At 56.2% G+C, this 18,520-nt stretch carries 14 protein-coding genes; 8 read left to right on the forward strand and 6 right to left on the reverse strand.

Features of this window, described 5'->3' with window-relative positions:
* The 7 genes from ftsA (at position 1) to ACR0EO_RS09825 (ending at position 9,299) form a co-directional block, all read left to right on the forward strand.
* Positions 1-1,335, forward strand: a complete 1,335-nt coding sequence (gene ftsA / locus ACR0EO_RS09795) for a cell division protein FtsA (RefSeq protein ID WP_480689754.1) — start codon at positions 1-3, stop codon at positions 1,333-1,335.
* Positions 1,322-1,738 carry a hypothetical protein gene (locus ACR0EO_RS09800; protein ID WP_480689348.1) on the forward strand — a complete coding sequence of 139 codons (417 nt, stop codon included), beginning with the start codon at positions 1,322-1,324 and terminating at the stop codon, positions 1,736-1,738. The genes ftsA and ACR0EO_RS09800 overlap by 14 nt, the downstream gene beginning before the upstream one ends.
* 348 nt (positions 1,739-2,086) lie before the next feature.
* Positions 2,087-3,724 carry a cell division protein FtsZ gene (gene ftsZ / locus ACR0EO_RS09805; RefSeq protein ID WP_480689350.1) on the forward strand — a complete coding sequence of 546 codons (1,638 nt, stop codon included), beginning with the start codon at positions 2,087-2,089 and terminating at the stop codon, positions 3,722-3,724.
* A 213-nt stretch (positions 3,725-3,937) separates the two neighbouring features.
* Positions 3,938-4,858 (forward strand): UDP-3-O-acyl-N-acetylglucosamine deacetylase, encoded by a 921-nt coding sequence (lpxC, locus tag ACR0EO_RS09810; protein ID WP_480689352.1) that lies wholly within the window; start codon positions 3,938-3,940, stop codon positions 4,856-4,858.
* 127 nt (positions 4,859-4,985) lie between these two features.
* Positions 4,986-5,828: an outer membrane protein assembly factor BamD gene (locus ACR0EO_RS09815; protein ID WP_480689354.1), complete on the forward strand. Its 843-nt coding sequence runs from the start codon at positions 4,986-4,988 to the stop codon at positions 5,826-5,828.
* 35 nt (positions 5,829-5,863) lie between these two features.
* Positions 5,864-7,513, forward strand: a complete 1,650-nt coding sequence (gene recN / locus ACR0EO_RS09820) for a DNA repair protein RecN (RefSeq protein WP_480689356.1) — start codon at positions 5,864-5,866, stop codon at positions 7,511-7,513.
* A 100-nt stretch (positions 7,514-7,613) separates the two neighbouring features.
* Positions 7,614-9,299, forward strand: coding sequence for a chloride channel protein (locus ACR0EO_RS09825; RefSeq protein ID WP_480689358.1), 1,686 nt, complete (start codon positions 7,614-7,616; stop codon positions 9,297-9,299).
* Here ACR0EO_RS09825 and ACR0EO_RS09830 read toward each other — a convergent pair.
* From ACR0EO_RS09830 to ACR0EO_RS09855, 6 genes are all read right to left on the reverse strand, one after another.
* A complete protein-coding gene (locus ACR0EO_RS09830) occupies positions 9,296-10,660 on the reverse strand; it encodes a DUF3179 domain-containing protein (RefSeq protein WP_480689360.1) in 1,365 nt (454 codons plus the stop codon). The two genes, ACR0EO_RS09825 and ACR0EO_RS09830, sit on opposite strands and share 4 nt — an antisense overlap.
* A gap of 369 nt (positions 10,661-11,029) precedes the next feature.
* Positions 11,030-11,371 (reverse strand): DUF427 domain-containing protein, encoded by a 342-nt coding sequence (locus ACR0EO_RS09835; protein ID WP_480689362.1) that lies wholly within the window; start codon positions 11,369-11,371, stop codon positions 11,030-11,032.
* Between the two features lie 64 nt (positions 11,372-11,435).
* Positions 11,436-13,226, reverse strand: a complete 1,791-nt coding sequence (locus tag ACR0EO_RS09840; RefSeq protein ID WP_480689364.1) for an aminopeptidase P family protein — start codon at positions 13,224-13,226, stop codon at positions 11,436-11,438.
* Between the two features lie 77 nt (positions 13,227-13,303).
* A complete protein-coding gene (gene cobT, locus ACR0EO_RS09845) occupies positions 13,304-15,181 on the reverse strand; it encodes a cobaltochelatase subunit CobT (protein ID WP_480689366.1) in 1,878 nt (625 codons plus the stop codon).
* Positions 15,182-15,361: 180 nt separating this feature from the next.
* Positions 15,362-16,348, reverse strand: a complete 987-nt coding sequence (gene cobS, locus ACR0EO_RS09850) for a cobaltochelatase subunit CobS (RefSeq protein ID WP_480689368.1) — start codon at positions 16,346-16,348, stop codon at positions 15,362-15,364.
* Positions 16,349-16,533: 185 nt separating this feature from the next.
* On the reverse strand, positions 16,534-16,992 hold the full coding sequence (locus ACR0EO_RS09855; RefSeq protein WP_480689756.1) for an NYN domain-containing protein: 459 nt from the start codon (positions 16,990-16,992) through the stop codon (positions 16,534-16,536).
* 619 nt (positions 16,993-17,611) lie between these two features.
* Here ACR0EO_RS09855 and ACR0EO_RS09860 point away from each other — a divergent pair.
* Entirely contained in the window at positions 17,612-18,517 is a 906-nt protein-coding gene (locus ACR0EO_RS09860) for a Hint domain-containing protein (protein ID WP_480689370.1), read from the forward strand.
* Positions 18,518-18,520 lie beyond the last annotated feature (3 nt).

The following is an 18,520-nucleotide window of genomic DNA, read 5'->3' on the forward strand; positions in this document are numbered from 1 at the left end:
ATGACCGATCTTTATCAGTCCCAACGAGCCATGCGGCAAATGCGCAGACAGGCGATGCAACGTGGTGTTGTTGCCATTCTGGATGTGGGCAGTTCCAAGATTGCCTGCCTTGTCCTGCGTTTCGACGGGACGGGTCGGCTGAGTGAGGATAACAGCATCGGTTCACTGGCCGGTCAGACCGGTTTTCGTGTCATAGGCGCCGCGACCACGCGGTCGCGTGGAGTGCAATTTGGCGAAGTCACCGCCATGCAGGAGACCGAGCGCGCAATCCGCACTGCCTTGCAGGCGGCTCAGAAAATGGCCGACATCCGTGTTGATCACGTGATCGCCTGTTTCTCCGGCGCAAACCCGCGTTCTTATGGTTTGGATGCGCAGGTGGATCTGGAAGGGCAGGTTGTGTCCGAGGCTGAGGTTGGCCGTGTCCTGAACGCATGTGATGTGCCGGATTACGGGGCAGGGCGTGAGGTATTGCACGCGCAGCCGGTGAATTTCGCACTGGACAACCGCTCAGGCCTGATCGACCCGCGTGGGCAGATGGGGCAGTCGCTGGCTGTCGATATGCATATGCTGACCGTCGATGCGATTGCGATTCAGAATATCGTCCGCTGCATTAAGCGTTGTGATCTGGAGCTAGCGGGTATTGCGAACTCGGCTTACGTGTCCGGTATCTCAGCTCTGGTCGAGGACGAGCAGGAGCTAGGTGCTGCTTGCATCGATATGGGTGGTGGTACGACCAGCGTGTCGATCTTCATGAAGAAACACATGATTTATGCCGATTGTGTTCGCATGGGTGGGGATCACGTGACTGCCGATATCTCAATGGGATTGGGTGTTCCCGCGGCGGTTGCCGAGCGGATTAAGACCTTCAACGGCGGCGTTCACGCAACCGGCGCGGATGATCGGGATCTAATCGATATTGGTGGGGACACTGGCGATTGGGAACATGATCGCCGTACCGTCAGCCGGGCCGAACTCATCGGCATCATGCGGCCACGCGTTGAGGAAATCCTCGAAGAAGTCCGCGTTCGTCTTGATGCCGCCGGGTTCGAGCATATGCCGAGTCAGCAGATCGTACTGACTGGTGGCGGAAGTCAGATCATGGGGCTAGATGGCCTGGCGACGCGTATTCTTGGCCAACGCGTTCGCCTTGGGCGACCGCTCCGTGTTCACGGTCTGCCGCAGTCGGCGACAGGGCCGGGATTCTCGTCCGCCGTCGGGCTCAGTCTTTTCGCGGCACATCCGCAAGATGAATGGTGGGATTTTGAAATCCCGGTCGACACCTACGCCGCGCGTCCTTTCAAGCGTGCCGTTCGGTGGTTCCGTGATAATTGGTAAGACAATCGCGGCCGCGGCGTTGATCGCTCTGGCCCCGTTTGCTGTTCATTCTCAGACGCGTATTTCGCCTGAGGCCTTCCTGACCGCGGTCCAGGGTAAAACAGTCATGTTCTACGATTACCCCAGCGGTATTCTCGTAGGCACCGAGGAGTTCCTCAGCCCTTCGCTCTCGGTTTGGAGGATGGAAGGGCGTGGTTGCGTTTACGGCCAGATCACTACTCCGGATGGCCAAATCTGTTTTCTGTATGACGATGATGCTGATGGAATACCGGTGTGCTGGTGGCCTTTTCAGCACGAAGGTCGCCTAATGGTGCGTCTAGCAACGTTTTCAACGAGCGCAATCCAGGAAGCACGCAACTTCAGCGATGAAGCTTTGAATTGTCCAAGTACCCCGATTGGCTAAAGAAATGGCTTGCAGCCGGGGTGGTTATCCATCAAGATATCCACAAGGCCCACTAGAGGCCTGCGGCAGGACCTGAGCAGTTTTCCGCATTCTGACAAATGACGAATCTGTACGTGATAACTGTGTCCCTCCGCGGTGCGCTTGTCGCTTGTTTTGTGGTGCGTTGAGTTTTTTCCGCAACATCTGGCAAACAATACGAAATGCCGCCGGCGATCGCCTTATTTCCTCCATATTTTGTAGTTTCGCGCGATTTTTGGCGTGACGTTTGTCGTTTCGAACGGTAGGATTGTAAGAGGATAGGTAAGAAAAACACCGCTTTGGCGGGTAAATAAAACAGGCGGACAGAGCATGACATTGAATCTTTCGATGCCCGGGCACGACGAACTGAAGCCTCGGATTACAGTATTTGGCGTTGGTGGTGCAGGCGGCAACGCTGTCAACAACATGATCGAAAAACAGTTGGACGGCGTTGATTTCGTAGTCGCCAACACTGATGCGCAAGCATTGCAACAGAGCCAGTCTTCGGCGCGTGTGCAGCTGGGCGTTAAGGTTACAGAAGGCCTGGGTGCAGGGGCCCGCCCCACCGTAGGTGCCGCTGCAGCCGAAGAAAGCATCGAGCAGATTGTTGATCACCTCGCGGGCGCGCACATGTGCTTTATTACAGCAGGCATGGGTGGTGGCACCGGAACTGGTGCGGCTCCGATCATCGCGCAAGCTGCACGTGAACTGGGTGTTCTGACCGTAGGTGTCGTGACCAAGCCGTTTCAGTTCGAAGGCGCTAAGCGTATGCGTCAGGCCGAAGACGGCGTTGAGATGCTGCAAAAGGTCGTCGACACGCTGATCATCATTCCGAACCAAAACCTGTTCCGTCTGGCCAACGAAAAGACCACCTTCACCGAGGCGTTCTCGATGGCGGACGACGTTCTGTATCAGGGCGTTAAGGGTGTGACTGACCTGATGGTCCGTCCGGGCCTGATCAACCTGGACTTTGCCGACGTTCGCGCCGTGATGGACGAGATGGGCAAAGCAATGATGGGTACCGGTGAAGCTACTGGTGAGGATCGCGCGGTTCAGGCGGCTGAGAAGGCGATTGCCAACCCGCTGCTGGACGAAATCAGCCTCAAGGGCGCCAAGGGTGTGCTGATCAACATCACCGGTTCGCACGACCTGACCTTGTTCGAGCTGGACGAGGCTGCGAACCGTATTCGTGAAGAAGTGGACCCCGAGGCGAACATCATCGTTGGTTCGACTCTGGACACCGCGATGGAAGGCGGTATGCGCGTATCGGTTGTGGCCACAGGTATCGACGCCAGCGAAAAGAGCGAAGAAGTACCGGTTGCTCGCCGCTCGATGTCTGCACCGCTGACACGCACCGTTTCGGCAGAAGAGCCGCTGCAGGAAGAGACCCCCGCTGTAGCAGCAGAAGTCGCAGAGCCGGCGCCGCAGGCCGAAGTGAACCGTGAACCTTCCCTGTTCGAAACGACAGAAGAGCCAGCGCAGCCGCAGTTCCAGCCCCGCGTTGAGCAAGATGACGATGGCTTGCCGCCCCCAGCGTACCAGCCTCGCGTTGCTGAGTTTGAGCCGACCCCCGAACCGGTTGAGCCAGCACCTGAGAGCTTCGTCGCACCGCATCCGCAGCCTGCTGCGGGCACGCCGTCGCCTGAAGCCCTGCAACGTTTGCAAGCCGCTGTGCAAAACGTACCGGCATCGGAGCGTAACCCATCCATGGCTCGCAGCGCAGCACCGCAGCCAACACCGGTGCAGCAAGCTCCGTCACACCAAGCCGACGCTCAAGATCGGCCCCGGTTTGGCTTTAATCGGCTGATTGACCGGATGACTGGACACGCGGCAGATACACCGGCTCAGCCAGTGCGTCAGCAGCCTCCAGTGCGCCAAGCTGACGCTACGGCACCTGCACATGAAGAGGCTGACCCCGAGCAGGATCGGATCGAAATTCCCGCCTTCCTGCGCCGTCAAGCCAACTGATCGCGGTAACAAATTAGCTTTAAGGGGTCGCCGTCTGGCGGCCCTTTTCTTTTTAAAATTAGGGTTTTAACGGGGTGTAAGCAGGGTTTTGCCGATCTGTTACATAGATGTTTCATTCAGTTACAAAGAGTGAGTTGAGCCTTGATCCTTGCTTCCTTAACTGAATGTCCAACACGGACCGATAAGGCCGGACACCACTCACCGAGGTTCACCTTGCAACATACGCTCAAATCTTCGATCACGTTTACCGGCGTCGGACTGCACGGCGGAAAGCCAGCTACGATGGTTCTGAAACCGGCCGCGGCCGGACATGGCATCTGGTTCAAACGGACGGATATTGAGCTGGGCAACGCGCTCATCCCTGCCATCTATGACGTGGTGGAGCGGACTCCGCTGTGCACGCGGTTGGTGAATGACGCTGGTGTGTCTGTTTCAACCGTCGAGCATATCATGGCCGCCCTTGCAGGGTGCGGTGTTCACAACGCCCTGATTGAAATTGATGGACCCGAGGTCCCGATTATGGATGGGTCTTCGATCGATTTCGTGCGTGGCATCGTTGCAAAAGGTGTGCGCCGTCAGGCTAGCCCGGTTCTGGCGTTCGAGGTGTTGAAGCCTGTGACTGCTGCACGTGAGGGCGCAACGGCGTCGATCGCTCCTGCGGATGGGCTGATTATCGACTTCCATATTGATTTCGAGGACGGCGCCATCGGCAGCCAGACCAAGACGCTCGATATGCGTAATGGTTCGTTTGCACGTGAACTCAGCGATTGCCGTACTTTCTGCCGGCGCACTGATGTAGAAGCCATGCGCGAAAACGGCTTGGCTCTGGGTGGCACACTTGAAAACGCGGTAGTGGTTCAAGGCGACGAAGTATTGACTCCGGGTGGTTTCCGCCACGCGGATGAGGCTGTACGTCACAAGATGCTAGATGCTCTTGGCGACTTGTACTTGGCCGGAGGTCCGATTCTGGGCCGCTTTACTGGCGACAAGTCGGGTCACGCGATGACCAATACACTGCTGCGTAAGCTGTTCGAGACACCTGGCGCGGTTCGTCCGATCCTTTGCACGCCTGAACAGGCTGCGCGTTTGCCGGGTCAGGGCTTGGTCTGGGACGAAATCCCAGAAGTGGCGTGATTAGATCAACTCTGTAGACAATTCCGCCAACGGACCTACTAAGGCGTTTTGCACCGGAATTATATGTGCTAAACCAAAGCCCAATCCGGGGCTTGCCTCGATAAGCAATACGACAAGGATAGGCGGAATGGTTGGCACCAAAGCGGCAGTCAGATTCGCGAGCGCGATTCTTCTGGCAGCAGTTTTGACGGCATGCGACAGCAAAGGCGCAGACCGCGATCAGAACCTCGAAGGGTTCACTCCAGAACAGATCTTCACGCGTGGAGAGTATGAGCTGTCTCAGAACCGCTCGGATGATGCTGCGTGGTATTTTGGCGAAGTAGAGCGCCTGTATCCATATTCCGACTGGGCCAAGCGCGCACTGATCATGCAAGCGTTCTCTTTCCATGCGGATAAGAACTACGAAGAAAGCCGGGCATCAGCACAGCGGTATATCGACTTTTACCCCACTGACGAAGACGCGGCGTATGCGCAGTATCTACTGGCTCTCAGCTACTATGACCAGATTGACGAAGTTGGACGCGATCAGGGGCTGACCTTCCAAGCTCTGCAATCTCTGCGTACCGTGATCGAAGTGTACCCCGACAGCGAATACGCCACATCTGCTGTATTGAAGTTCGACCTGGCCTTCGACCATCTGGCTGGGAAAGAGATGGAAATTGGGCGCTATTACTTGCGCCAGGATCATTACACAGCGGCCATAAACCGGTTCCGCGTCGTGGTCGAGGATTTCCAGACAACCACCCACACTGCCGAAGCTCTCTATCGTTTGATCGAGGCCTATCTATCGCTGGGTTTGGTGGATGAAGCTCAGTCAGCCGGTGCTATTCTGGGTTATAACTATCAGTCGTCCGAGTGGTATGACGCAGGTTACAAACTGCTGACTTCGCGCGGGTTGGAGCTGAAGAGCCGCGGCAACAACTGGCTCAGCCAGATCTACCGCCAGACGATCAAAGGTGAGTGGTTGTAATCGCCATGACTAATGGGGTGGGACGCTAAGACCCGATGCTGCGCGCCCTCGATATCCGCGACATGCTGATCATTGACCGGTTGGAACTGACGTTTCAGCCGGGCCTTAACGCTTTGACCGGAGAAACCGGTGCGGGGAAATCGATCCTTTTGGATTCTCTGGGGTTCGTTCTGGGATGGCGTGGCCGGGCCGAATTGGTTCGTCAGGGCGCCGCACAGGGTGAGGTTGTGGCCGAGTTCGAGCTTGGGCCAGACCATCCAGCACATGCAATTTTGGCCGAAGCTGGTTTGCCTGGTGGTGAAGAACTGATCCTGCGCCGCGTCAACACCTCTGAGGGGCGCAAAACCGCTTGGGTCAATGATCGTCGCTGTTCGGGTGAGGTGTTACGTGCACTGTCCGAAACACTGATTGAATTACATGGCCAGCATGATGACCGGGGGTTGCTGAACCCACGTGGGCACCGGACGATGCTGGATGACTATGCCGGGGCAGGGAACCATCTTGCAACCGTGCGCGCTGCATGGACGGACATGTCCCGCGTGCGCAAGGCTTTGGCCGAGACCGAAGCGTCGCTCGCCGCGATGCGTGCCGAAGAAGAATTCCTCCGCCATGCGGTCGCCGAGCTGGATAAGCTGGACCCGCAGCCCGGTGAGGACGCCGAATTAGACGCTCGGCGGCGTATGATGCAGGGCGCCGAACGCATTCGCGACGATGTCGCAAGAGCTTTTGACCTTCTTGGAGGAGACGGGGCCGAGGGCGCTATGTCCGATTCAGTTCGCTGGCTGGAAGGTGTTTCGGATAACGCTGGCGGACAGCTAGAAGAACCTATCGCGGCGCTAGGCCGTGCTCTGATTGAGTTGGGCGAGGCTCAAGACGGTGTAAATGCGTGTCTTCAGGCGCTGGATTTCAATCCGGCGGAACTTGAAGCCGCCGAAGAGCGCTTGTTCGCAATTCGCGCACTGGCACGTAAGCACGACGTGGCTCCGGACGATCTTGGGTCTTTTGCGGACACTTTGCGTGATCGGTTGAATCGATTGGATGCGGGGGACGCCGATCTGGCTGATCAACGCGCCGCGGTTGAGGCTGCTCAAGTTGCTTACGATAAGGCTGCCGCTGATCTTAGTGCAGCGCGCCGGCAAGCTGCAGGACAGTTGGATGCCGCGGTAATGACTGAACTCGCGCCCCTAAAGATGGAGCGCGCTGTGTTTCAAACCGAAATCACTGCCGCCGATCCTGGCCCCGAGGGTGTCGACGCCGTTGCCTTCACTGTTGCCACTAACCCTGGTGCGCCCTCTGGCCCGTTGAATAAAATCGCTTCGGGCGGAGAACTCAGCCGTTTCCTGCTGGCACTAAAAGTTTGCCTGACTGGTGATGACAGTGCGCGCACCATGATCTTTGATGAAATTGATCGGGGTGTCGGCGGAGCGACGGCAGATGCGGTCGGGCGGCGTTTGGCGTCACTGGCCCACGGCGGTCAGGTGCTGGTCGTGACGCACTCTCCGCAGGTGGCTGCTCGTGCAGCTCATCATTGGAGAGTTCAGAAACAAGTAACTGACGGACAGACCCTGTCGACAGTCATACCTCTGGCCGACCCTGACCGAGTAGACGAAATTGCCCGAATGGTTGCAGGTGACACCATCACCGAAGAGGCCCGCGCCGCCGCGCGCGCCCTTTTGGACGCCTGAGTTAATTCTGCCGTTTTCCGTTTCCCAAACCGTCGTGATCCCACTTTTATCAGGACGCTCCGTGGCTTACTAAGGGTTATGTATTGATCCCCGAGGGCCAATGACCCAATCAACCCGCACCGTCTTGCGCAAGCAATTCAATCAAGCTCTGGCCGCCACGAAAGACGCGTGGGGCGTGATGCGACGGCGCGGGCCCAGCCAGATTCAGTTCTGGTTCATCGCGCTGGCTATCGGGGTTGCGGCAGGCTTCATGGCGTTGGGCTTTCGAAAAGGCATCCGCGCCCTACAAGCCTATGTCTACGACACCGAAGATATCCTGCTGTTGCACAGCCACGCTGAGAAGCTGCCTTGGTTCCTGATCCTTATTACCCCGATTGTCGGAGGGTTGGTCGTTGGGATCATCCTGCACAATTTCACCGATGACGGACGGGTGCGTTCTGTCGCCGATGTGATCGAAGGCGCAGCTGTAACAGACGGCAGAGTAGAAACCAAAGCAGGTATTGCATCGTTCTTTGCCTCTCTGATCACCCTCAGCACAGGCGGTTCGACGGGCCGGGAAGGTCCGGTCGTGCATATGGCAGGGGTAATCTCGACCTGGGTTAGCAACAGAATTCATGCTGACGGCATCACGGGGCGGGATCTATTGGGATGTGCGGTCGCCGCGGCCGTTTCCGCCAGCTTTAACTCTCCGATTGCTGGTGCCTTGTTCGCGCTTGAGGTTGTTTTGCGCCACTTTGCGGTGCACGCGTTTGCACCCATTGTTATCGCCTCGGTCGCTGGAACAGTGATCAACCGGCTGGAATACGGGGATGTGACCGAATTCGTTTTGGAAACCCCGGGTTCGCTTCAATTCTATGTGGAACTACCTGCCTTCCTTATCTTGGGGCTGATCTGCGGTTTGGTCTCGTTGCTACTGATGCGCTCGATCTTCTTTGCTGAGGATATCGGTAGCCATATCCAAAGCCGTCTTTCGTTACCGCGGTGGCTGCGTCCGGCGGTCTCTGGGGCAATGCTTGGCCTTTTGGCAATCTGGTTTCCGCACATTATCGGCGTTGGTTATGAAACGACGATCCGTGCGTTGGCCGGTGACCTGACATTGACCGTGGCCATTCTGTTTGCGGTGATTAAAACCGTTGCGCTTGCGATCACTATGGGCGGGCGTATGGGCGGTGGCGTTTTTTCTCCGTCGCTTATGATCGGCGCACTGACCGGGCTCGCCTTTGGCTACATCGCAACTGGACTGCTGCCGGATGTATCGGGAACGCACACATTGTACGCCTTCGCAGGGATGGGGGCTGTGGCCGCAGCAGTGCTAGGGGCTCCGATTTCAACAACGATGATCGTCTTTGAACTGACCGGGGATTGGCAGATCGGTCTGGCGGTTATGGTGTCCGTTTCGATGTCCACAGCTCTGGCATCGCGCCTTGTGGATCGATCCTTCTTCTTGACGCAGTTAGAGCGGCGCGACGTGCATCTGGCAGCAGGGCCGCAGGCCTACTTGCTTGCGATGCTGCGAGCTGGGGCTGTGATGCGGCCGATCGGCGATGAGCGATCAATCAGCAAAAATGAGGCCCAGGAACTTATTGAACAAGGCCTCTGCGTTCAGGCCAGCGCCACGCTTGAAGCGGCAATGCCATTCTTTGACCGGGTCGATATCCCCTGCATTCCGGTGGTGGTCGTGGATGAAGATGGAACAGAAAAGCCAGTCGGTGCGCTGTATCATATCGATGCACTCAAGGCATATAACCGCGCGTTGGCGGCTACGGCTGCCGAAGAACACTCTTAACCCGGGTAAACGGTGGCGGCATCTCCCATGTAATTGTCCCACGCGAACCAATAAGAGATGTGTCCTGCGACCCGTGGTAGGCGTGTCCCGCTTGGGCCCACCAGTGCTTCCTCGGTTACCGTCCATTTCAGACCGGCCTGGTCGACCAGCCCACCATCAGATGCGGTGAATTTGTGCGAAGACCTTTCGTAAGCTCGAACGGCTCGCTTATCTGGATTCCCGATTAGAACCAGGGGGCGATTGGCGATGGCATCGTTGATTACTCGGGTCCGACTAAAGGCATCCAGCGGCCACGCACGTGCCGCTCCAAACTGACGGATGGCAAAGACATAATCCTTTTGCTGATGTGCGGTTTGATCCACCAGTGCAGGGAACATCAGTTCGGATGAAGCAAAGTACTCACGGTAAACAACACCCGATCCATAGTTTCGTCGATGCCCTGTTTGCAGCGAAAGAACTTTGGTTTTCGGGTGCGAGGCCCTCCAACTTTGCCATGTTGTAATGACCACAGGACGTTGTTTCAGTTCGACCCCACTGCCGACCAACGGGCCGACAACCGGCTTTCCAGTGTATTGGTTCCAAAGCGAATGCGTCTCGCGGTCGAACATCAGTTTGTTTGAGCGATACAGAAACCCAGAAGAGCCAAAAACAAAGGGGCGCCTGCGTCCCGTCACCTGCGTTTCAAACAGAATGCCTGAACCGCAAAGTGTGCAATATGCCAATGCTACGGGGACGCCTCCGATCACTTCGTTGAACATTTCATGCCACCCCATAATTCGAAGCGGGTAGGCGCGTTCATCCCCGTTGATCGAAACACCAAAGACCAGATCGTCATCTTTCAGATAGTCAGCGCGCGAGGCAGGTATCAGCGATGGGTTGTCCAAAGAGGGGATGCCATCCTTGTACACACCACCCCATGTAATCTCCTCTAGCCGGATCTTCATTTTATCGCGCTGCAGGTATTCCACGCGCAGGAAATCATCGAAGTTCTCATCGATGCCTAGCAATACTTCGCGTTTGAAGGGGATCAGAGAGGGGTGGGGAACCAGCTGAGAGTTCTTTTCCTGCCACAGCATCCAATCGAACCAGTCGTTGCCTATGCTCTCTCCGGTAAGAGAGCGCATAACGTCGGCTATCTCATCGCTGCGCCGACGGCCATATCGCATGCCGGTGATCAAGGCTGGAACGACATCAGGATTGCCCCGTTGCACAAGAAACGCCATTCCTTGTTCAAACTCGGTATTGCTGCCGTACAGTGTCGTTCGTACGGCGTTCAGTACCGCGTCCTCTTGGGCCCAGAGCATTCCCGGCAGCGCTGCCCCTGCCAACATTCCTGCGAAACTACGGCGTGTGATCGACATGGCATCCTCCGGTGGTATCCATGCACAGTCTGCACGCCCATCAATTCACATGCACTCCACAGCCTCGTGAAGACGCAGAGAGCGGAGTGCATATCTCAATTTGCGGTTGCGGTTGCGGTTGGGCCGATCGTCCCGAAGCTGTCTAAAAGCTCTGTAATTGGTTGCGTTAGCTTAGAAAGGTTTTTGGGGGACAACTCTGTTGACCCAGTGACAGAGTAGGCAAAGTGGCCTCGCTTCCATTCGCAATTGAACTCAGACGAAGCCAATTGGCACAGGGTTTTATGCTCCGGTTCGTTTGGCCGCTCCGCAGCGCTCATCCGCTTGGGGAGTTTTTTCCTGTGAGGCTAAGGGGCGTTGAGGAGAGGAGGGTTAAATCTGTTCTACTTTCACCGACTCGGCCGGGTAGAACGCAACATAGCCTCTAATCTCGGCCATTGCTGAAACCGGTTCTTCGTAACTCCAGGCCGCATTTTCGGTGACTGACGACTTATTGACGATCGAAAAATGCGTTGCATCGCCTTTGTGAGGGCAGTGCGTAATCTTGTCAGTGACGTCCAGAAACGCCATCGCAATATCTGCACGGGGAAAGTAGATAACCGGTTCCAGATCACCTTCCAGCAGCTCTAGCGCGCCTGTGCTTTCGCCCAGAATTGCGCCGCCTGAACGCACTGTCCATTTGCCTTGCGCTTTGCGGATCGTTGTTTCAGTCATGTCTGCTCCTTCCCCATGTCTCGTCTGGGCCTCTCCTGTGCCCAGTATATGTAACAAAGCGATGTCAAATCGACGCCGTTGCGGCATCCAACCACAATTGAGCGTCATCGCCCAGTCTCGGTCTGATCTTTTCCGCAACGTCGCGGTGGTAAGCGTTTAGCCACGTACGCTCATCGGCGGTGAGCATATCGACCACGATCAGACGTTTATCGATAGGGACATAGGTTAGTGTGCGCCAGTTCAGCATTGCGCGCTCATCGTCGCCGCCGGGCAGAGGGGGGGCTTCTTGCACCACCAAAAGGTTTTCAATGCGGATACCAAAAGCACCTTCGCGGTAGTACCCGGGCTCGTTAGACAAAATCATACCAGGTTGCAGTGGAACGTGACTGACCTTGGACAAGCGCTGAGGGCCTTCATGCACGCTCAGATACGCACCAACGCCATGACCGACGCCATGATTGAAATCCTGTCCTGCGACCCAAAGAGGGGCTCGGGCAATGCCTTCGATGTCACGCCCTGCCAACCCTACGGGCCAGCGCAGCATCGACATGTTGATCATTCCCTTCAACACACGGGTAAAGCAGGCTTTTTCTTCGCCGCCGACATCACCAATGGCCACTGTGCGCGTAATGTCGGTAGTGCCATCCAGATATTGACCGCCACTGTCCAAGACAAGGATATGGCCATCTTCAAGACGACTGTCGGTCTCTTCTGTCACGCGGTAATGCATGATGGCGCCGTTCGCGCCTGTACCCGCGATCGTATCGAACGAGATATCCTGGAGCGCGTTGTCCTTACGTCTGTTTTCTTCCAGCCGAGTTACAACTTGCGTTTCAGTCAAGGTGCCGGGGGCTTGTGCGTCCAACCAACACAGGGTTTCGATCACGGCGACGGCATCGCGCAAGTGAGCTTCGGCGCTGCCTGCGATTTCTGCCGGGTTCTTGCAGGCTTTGGGCAGCGCGCATGGATCGCCACCATCTACCATCTTGTCTTTCAGAACATCTGCAACGGCCTGAGGCAGAGATCCCAGATCAACTTGCACCTTGCCATTTAGCTTGGAGGCGGCGTCCAGAAAATCGTCGGGGCCAAGCAACTTTACCTGATCTAGCAGGTTCGATTCCAGTCCCTTCAGTTTTTTCTCGTCCATAAAAAGTTCTACGTGACCATCGGCGTGCAAAATGGCAAACCCGTGCGCCACCGGATTGTACCCGATATCCGAGCCACGGATGTTCAACAGCCACATGATTGAATCCGGCAAGGTGATCACTGCTGCTGTGCAGTCTGCTTCGCTCAGAGCTTCCGCCAGGCGCGAGATCTTGCTGTCTGCTGTTTCACCGGCAAACTCAATAGGATGCGCTTTCACAGGATTTGCAGGAGGGGCTGGTTGATCCGGCCAAATCCGGTCTACGAGATTGTCACAACGCACCAGTTCAATTCCGCTGTCGGCAAGGTCTTTTTGGGCGGCTGAGATCTGCCCAGCGGCGTGAAGCCAAGGATCGAACCCGACCTTGCCACCATCTGGCAGCTGCTCTTTCAGCCAAGAACTCAGCCCTACCTCGGGCCATGGGACAGGCGTGTATTCCGAAGCGACCTGTGCCTTGACCTGCGTACGATATCGCCCGTCAATGAATACACCGGCTATTTGGGATAAAACGGCGCAAAAACCGGCCGACCCTGTAAAACCGGTCAGCCATGACAAACGTTCATCCCGAGGCGCGACGTATTCACCTTGGTGAGCATCGGCTCTTGGAACAAGAAATCCGTCCAGCCCTTCGCGCGCGATTTCTTCACGCAATGCAGCCAGTCGCGGCGGACCTTGTTCCGGACGCGCGGTCACTTCAAAGGACTGAAACATCACATACCTCTCTTATTCAGAGCTCTAACCCTGTTCGTCTTTTTTGGAAAATCCTGAGACAGGAGGCAAGGCCGGTCTTAACCGGCCTTTTTCATTCCCATCACCCGTGCGCGCGCACGCGGGTCGCTGTCGAACAAGGCCGCCAACTGCTCGGTCATTGCGCCAGCCAGCTGTTCTACGTCCGTGATCGTCACAGCTCGGTCATAGTAGCGTGTAACGTCGTGGCCGATCCCGATGGCCAACAGTTCAACCATCTTGCGTTTTTCGACCATCGCAATCACGTCGCGCAGGTGCTTTTCCAGATAATTCGCCGGATTGACGCTGAGTGTTGAGTCATCGACCGGGGCGCCATCCGAGATTACCATCAAAATCTTACGTTGTTCGCGCCGGGCCAACATTCGGCGGTGCGCCCATTCCAAGGCCTCACCGTCAATATTCTCTTTCAGCAAGCCTTCCTTCATCATCAGGCCCAGATTGGGTCGGGCGCGACGCCAAGGTGCATCTGCGCCTTTATAGATGATGTGACGCAGGTCGTTCAGTCGTCCTGGCTGCTGTGGGCGGCCATCGTTCAACCAAGCCTCGCGCGCCTGACCGCCTTTCCACGCACGTGTGGTAAAGCCGAGAATCTCGACCTTCACGTTGCACCGCTCCAACGTTCTGGCCAGAACGTCTGCGCAGATGGCAGCAATGGAAATCGGACGGCCACGCATGGACCCCGAATTGTCCAAAAGCAGTGTTACCACCGTATCGCGGAACTCGGTGTCCTTCTCGACCTTAAAGCTGAGCGGCGTGGTCGGGTTCGCCACCACGCGCGCCAGTCGGCCCGCATCCAGAATACCTTCTTCTCGGTCGAACTCCCAGCTGCGGTTCTGCTGTGCCTGCAGGCGGCGCTGCAGCTTGTTTGCCAGACGGCTTACAGCGCCTTTCAATGGTTCAAGCTGCTGGTCCAGATACGCGCGCAGGCGCTCCAGTTCAGCCGGCTCAGCCAGATCTTCGGCGGCAATCTCTTCGTCGTGGGTATTAAGATAGACTTTGTACTCAGGATCAGCCTCGGACGCTGGCGGAGGGGCAGGGGGTTCCAGCGGAGCCTCACCCTCGGGCATCTCAGCCTCATCACCCATCTCTTCATCGGCCATCTCATCCATTGAGACCTGGGCCTGCGACTGATCTTGCTGCTCTTCCTGGGTCTGTTCAGGGGTCGCGTCTGCGTCTTGTTCGTCTTGATCATCCTGACCAGTGCTGTCGGGGTCGGGCTGTTCTTCAGCGTCGTCCTCGGCCTGATCTTCCTGTTCGTCGTCCAACTCATCCGGGTCGTCGCCCAGCTGGTCGCCGTATCCCAGATCCTTGATCATCTGGCGTGCAAACTTTGCAAATTCGGCTTGGTCCGAGAGGATGTCATCGAGGTTTTCCAGCGTACCGCCGGCTTGCTCCTCAATGAACCCGCGCCAGAGGTTCATGATGTTCTCTGCCGCTGGCGGCAAATCGCGCCCGGTCGCAAGGTGTCTGATTAGGTATCCCGCAGCCACCGCCAATGGAGCGTCCGCCGGTTGCTTGCACTGATCGTATCCGCGCCGCAGAGCTTCGTGGCCGATCTTGACGTCAATGTTGGATGCGGTGCCAGGCATATCCCTGGCGCCCATTGCCTCGCACCGGGCGACTTCCATCGCTTCATAAAGGTCCCGAGCCATATCGCCCGGAGGTGCATAACGCGCGTGGGTCGCGTCGTCATGGTATTTGCGCTGCAATGCCAAGGCATCCGCCGTCCCGCGCGCCAACAGCACCTCTTCGCGGGTCATGCGGCGGCTGACCTGAGGCAGACGCATCGACTCACCCGAAAGACCGGATGGGTCGACGGTATAGCTTACTGACAGCTCGGGGTCGTCGGCCATGACCTTGGTGGCCTCGGCCAGAGCCTTCTTGAACGGATCAGCGGGGTTGTCGTTTGGTTTAGACAATGAACGTGCTCCAGATCATTACCGTCAGAAAGAGTGCCAAGCACTCCCAGCGCAGCCGCGTCAGGTGGGCATATTGTGGCTCTGTCATTTCTGACGGCTCCACCCTTTTCCAGCCTACTTTGTCAAACAACCAAACTGAATCGAAAACGACCCAGACCGTTGCTATGACAAAGGCGATGGTCACCCCAAGCTCACGCTTGCTGCGCTTTCCGGCAGTTCCTCGTCAAAGCAGCGCTGATAAAACTCGGCGACGGTCTGACGCTCCAGCTCATCGCATTTGTTCAGGAAGGACAGGCGGAAGGCGTAACCCACGTCGCGGAAAATCTCGGCATTTTGCGCCCAGTTGATTACGGTCCGAGGGCTCATGACAGTCGACAAGTCGCCGTTCATGAAGGCGGTCCGAGTCAGGTCGGCAACGGTGACCATCTGGCTTACGGTTTTGCGGCCTTCGGCTGTGTTGTACAGAGGTGCCTTCGACAGAACGATCATCGTTTCAGCATCGTGGCTGAGGTAGTTCAGCGTCGATACCAGCGACCAGCGGTCCATCTGCGCTTGGTTTATCTGTTGGGTGCCGTGGTAAAGGCCGGTGGTGTCACCCAGACCCACGGTGTTCGCGGTGGCGAACAGGCGGAAATTCGGGTTCGGAGTGATGATTTCGTTCTGATCCAAAAGGGTCAGCTTACCGTCATGTTCCAGCACGCGCTGGATCACGAACATCACGTCGGCACGGCCTGCATCGTATTCGTCGAACACGATGGCGACGGGGTTGCGCAGCGCCCACGGCAGTATGCCTTCGTGGAACTCAGTGACCTGCTTACCGTCACGCAGCTTGATCGCGTCTTTACCAATCAGGTCGATCCGGCTGATGTGGCTATCGAGGTTCACACGCACGGCAGGCCAGTTGAGACGGGCGGCAACCTGTTCAATGTGGGTAGACTTACCTGTGCCGTGATAGCCTTGGATCATCACGCGTCGATTGTGGGAAAAGCCCGCTAGAATCGCCAAAGTGGTTTCCGGGTCGAACTTATAGGTCGGGTCGATAGCCGGAACCCGGTCGCTGGTTTCAGCAAAGCCCTTGATCGCCATGTCGGTATCAATGCCGAACACCTCACGAACCGAAATCTCTTCGGTCGGTTTTGCGTTGATATCAATCGATCCGTCAGCCATTTGCCTTGTCCTTATCCTTTGGCCCGCATTGCCGGGTTTGAACCCGTGTGTGGTGCAACATATTGCGAGCAAGGGCAAGGGAAAGAGGCGCAAGCCAGAAGCTGAACGGATGTTTCTTTGAAACTGGCCTTAGATGGTGCGGTATTTGTCTGAATATGGCCTGTGAGCTGCTTCTTAGGCTGAGCTTACAGAGATAACCATAGGTTACCTTTTCTAAATCCGCCCCGGACAAGTCCGCTCTCTATCACGTCCCCATATTCCTCGGACCAGTCACGAAACCGATCGTTTGTTACGATGCGGGCGTTGTAATCGCGTGCTGCGGTCAGAATCAGGGGGTCGGCGGGGGTTCCTTTGGGGGCAACCATCACGCGATTGACGGGCAGGCCGATGAGTTCCCCAAATGTGCGATCGCCCAAATACAGGCCAGCAATCTTGTATCCGGCATTAGCGTCGAAGACGACAGCGGGTTGCAAGTCTGCTGCAGTTAGCGCCGTGAGGACTTCGCGCAGTGTTTCGATATCAGGCTTGCCGTCTCTCCAATGCATGACATTGGACCCATCTACGATGACCCAGTTATCCGATGTTGCGGCCCTCTTTCGCCACGACAACAACAAAAGGATCAGGCTCGCCACCAAGCATGGCACGGCAAGCAATAGCCACTCTGATAATTCTGAGAAGATCAAAGCAGCACATAGGCCGCATAAGGAAATCAGCGTAAGAATAGCGGGGGTGCGCAACGCAAAACCTCAAAGAAAATAACGCAATTTGCGCTGACTATCACTTAGTTTGTCAGCCATTTGCGTTGTCCGTATCCTTTGACCCGGTTTGCCGGGTCTGAACTCTTGTGTGGTGCAGCAAATTGCGAGCAAGGGCAAGGGAAAGAGGCTCAAGCCAGTAGCTGAGCGAATGTCTCTTTGAAACTGGCCCAAAAGAAGTGCGCGACAAGCTATCTTGCTCGTTCATCCGAACCTTGAGCAAGGGAAAAATCGCCCTGCAAAACTATCGAAACAGGCCAATGGCCACGTGCTGCCTGCAACCGTTGACGTTGCGTGACCCGGTTACGCGGGTAGATGCAGTTTCAGCTTGGGGTGGGCGTCAGGCAGCGGGGCCGAGTTAAGAGAAATCAACAAAGTAAGTTGATGATCAAGACCCAAACAAAAACAAACTGCTGAATTATGATATTAAAATATTAATGTTGAGTTAATCGATGCGTGATAACCTCCGTGCATCGTTTCCGTTGGGTGTTAAGCAGTAAGTTTTACGATGTCTCTTGTTATTTCAGGTCCGTCTTCGATCACGATCCCAAATGGGTCGTCCTCTGTCATGCAGTTGTATACGACAACAAAAGCCGTGACTTGGAGCGTCACCGTTACAGATGCGGATGGATTGCCTTCTTCTGACTATACGGTTTCAATTTCACCTAGTGGGGTATTGACCGTTGAACTTACGCCGGGCGCTGATATCCCCCCTAATACGCAACTATCGGTCCGAATAAACGCAACGACAGGGCAGCCGGGTGCCGGTAATAATGCCACTCTAAATGTGACAGTCGACCTGCCTGCAGGAACGGTACCGTGTTTTGTGAAGGGGACGCTGATAGAAACCGAAAATGGCCCTTGCCCTGTCGAGGAACTGTCGGTTGGCGACAAGGTTCGTGTTTCCAGTGGTGAGCTTCTGCCTATTCAGTGGATCGGTGAAAAGACCCTGAGTGCGGAAGCCTTGAAGCGAAACCCGCGATTGCGCCCTGTTTGCATTAAGAAAGGGGCAATTGGGGACGGTTTGCCTGACCGAGATTTATGGGTGTCCCCGCAACACAGAATTGTTCTCGAGGGTTGGCGCGCTGAATTGCTGTTCGGTGAGTCGAGGGTTTTTGTAGCGGCAATTCATTTGGTGAATGACACAACAATTAGACAAGTGCGGTCCAATGAGGCGGTGACGTATTTCCACGTTGCTTGTAACCGCCACGCGATACTTATGTCGCATGGTTTGCCGACCGAAAGCTTGTTTCTCGGAGATATGGCGCTCTTGTCTTTCTCTCGTGAAGATGTCGATGAGCTTCGCACGCTATTCCCGGAACGTTTCAGCTCTGAACCAACTTTGGAGCAGACGCGCGTTCGATGCCTTAAACGCCCCGAAACCGAGGCGCTATGGGAGATGTACGGTCGTTAAACC

Source organism: Ruegeria sp. BE9 (assembly GCF_056538765.1).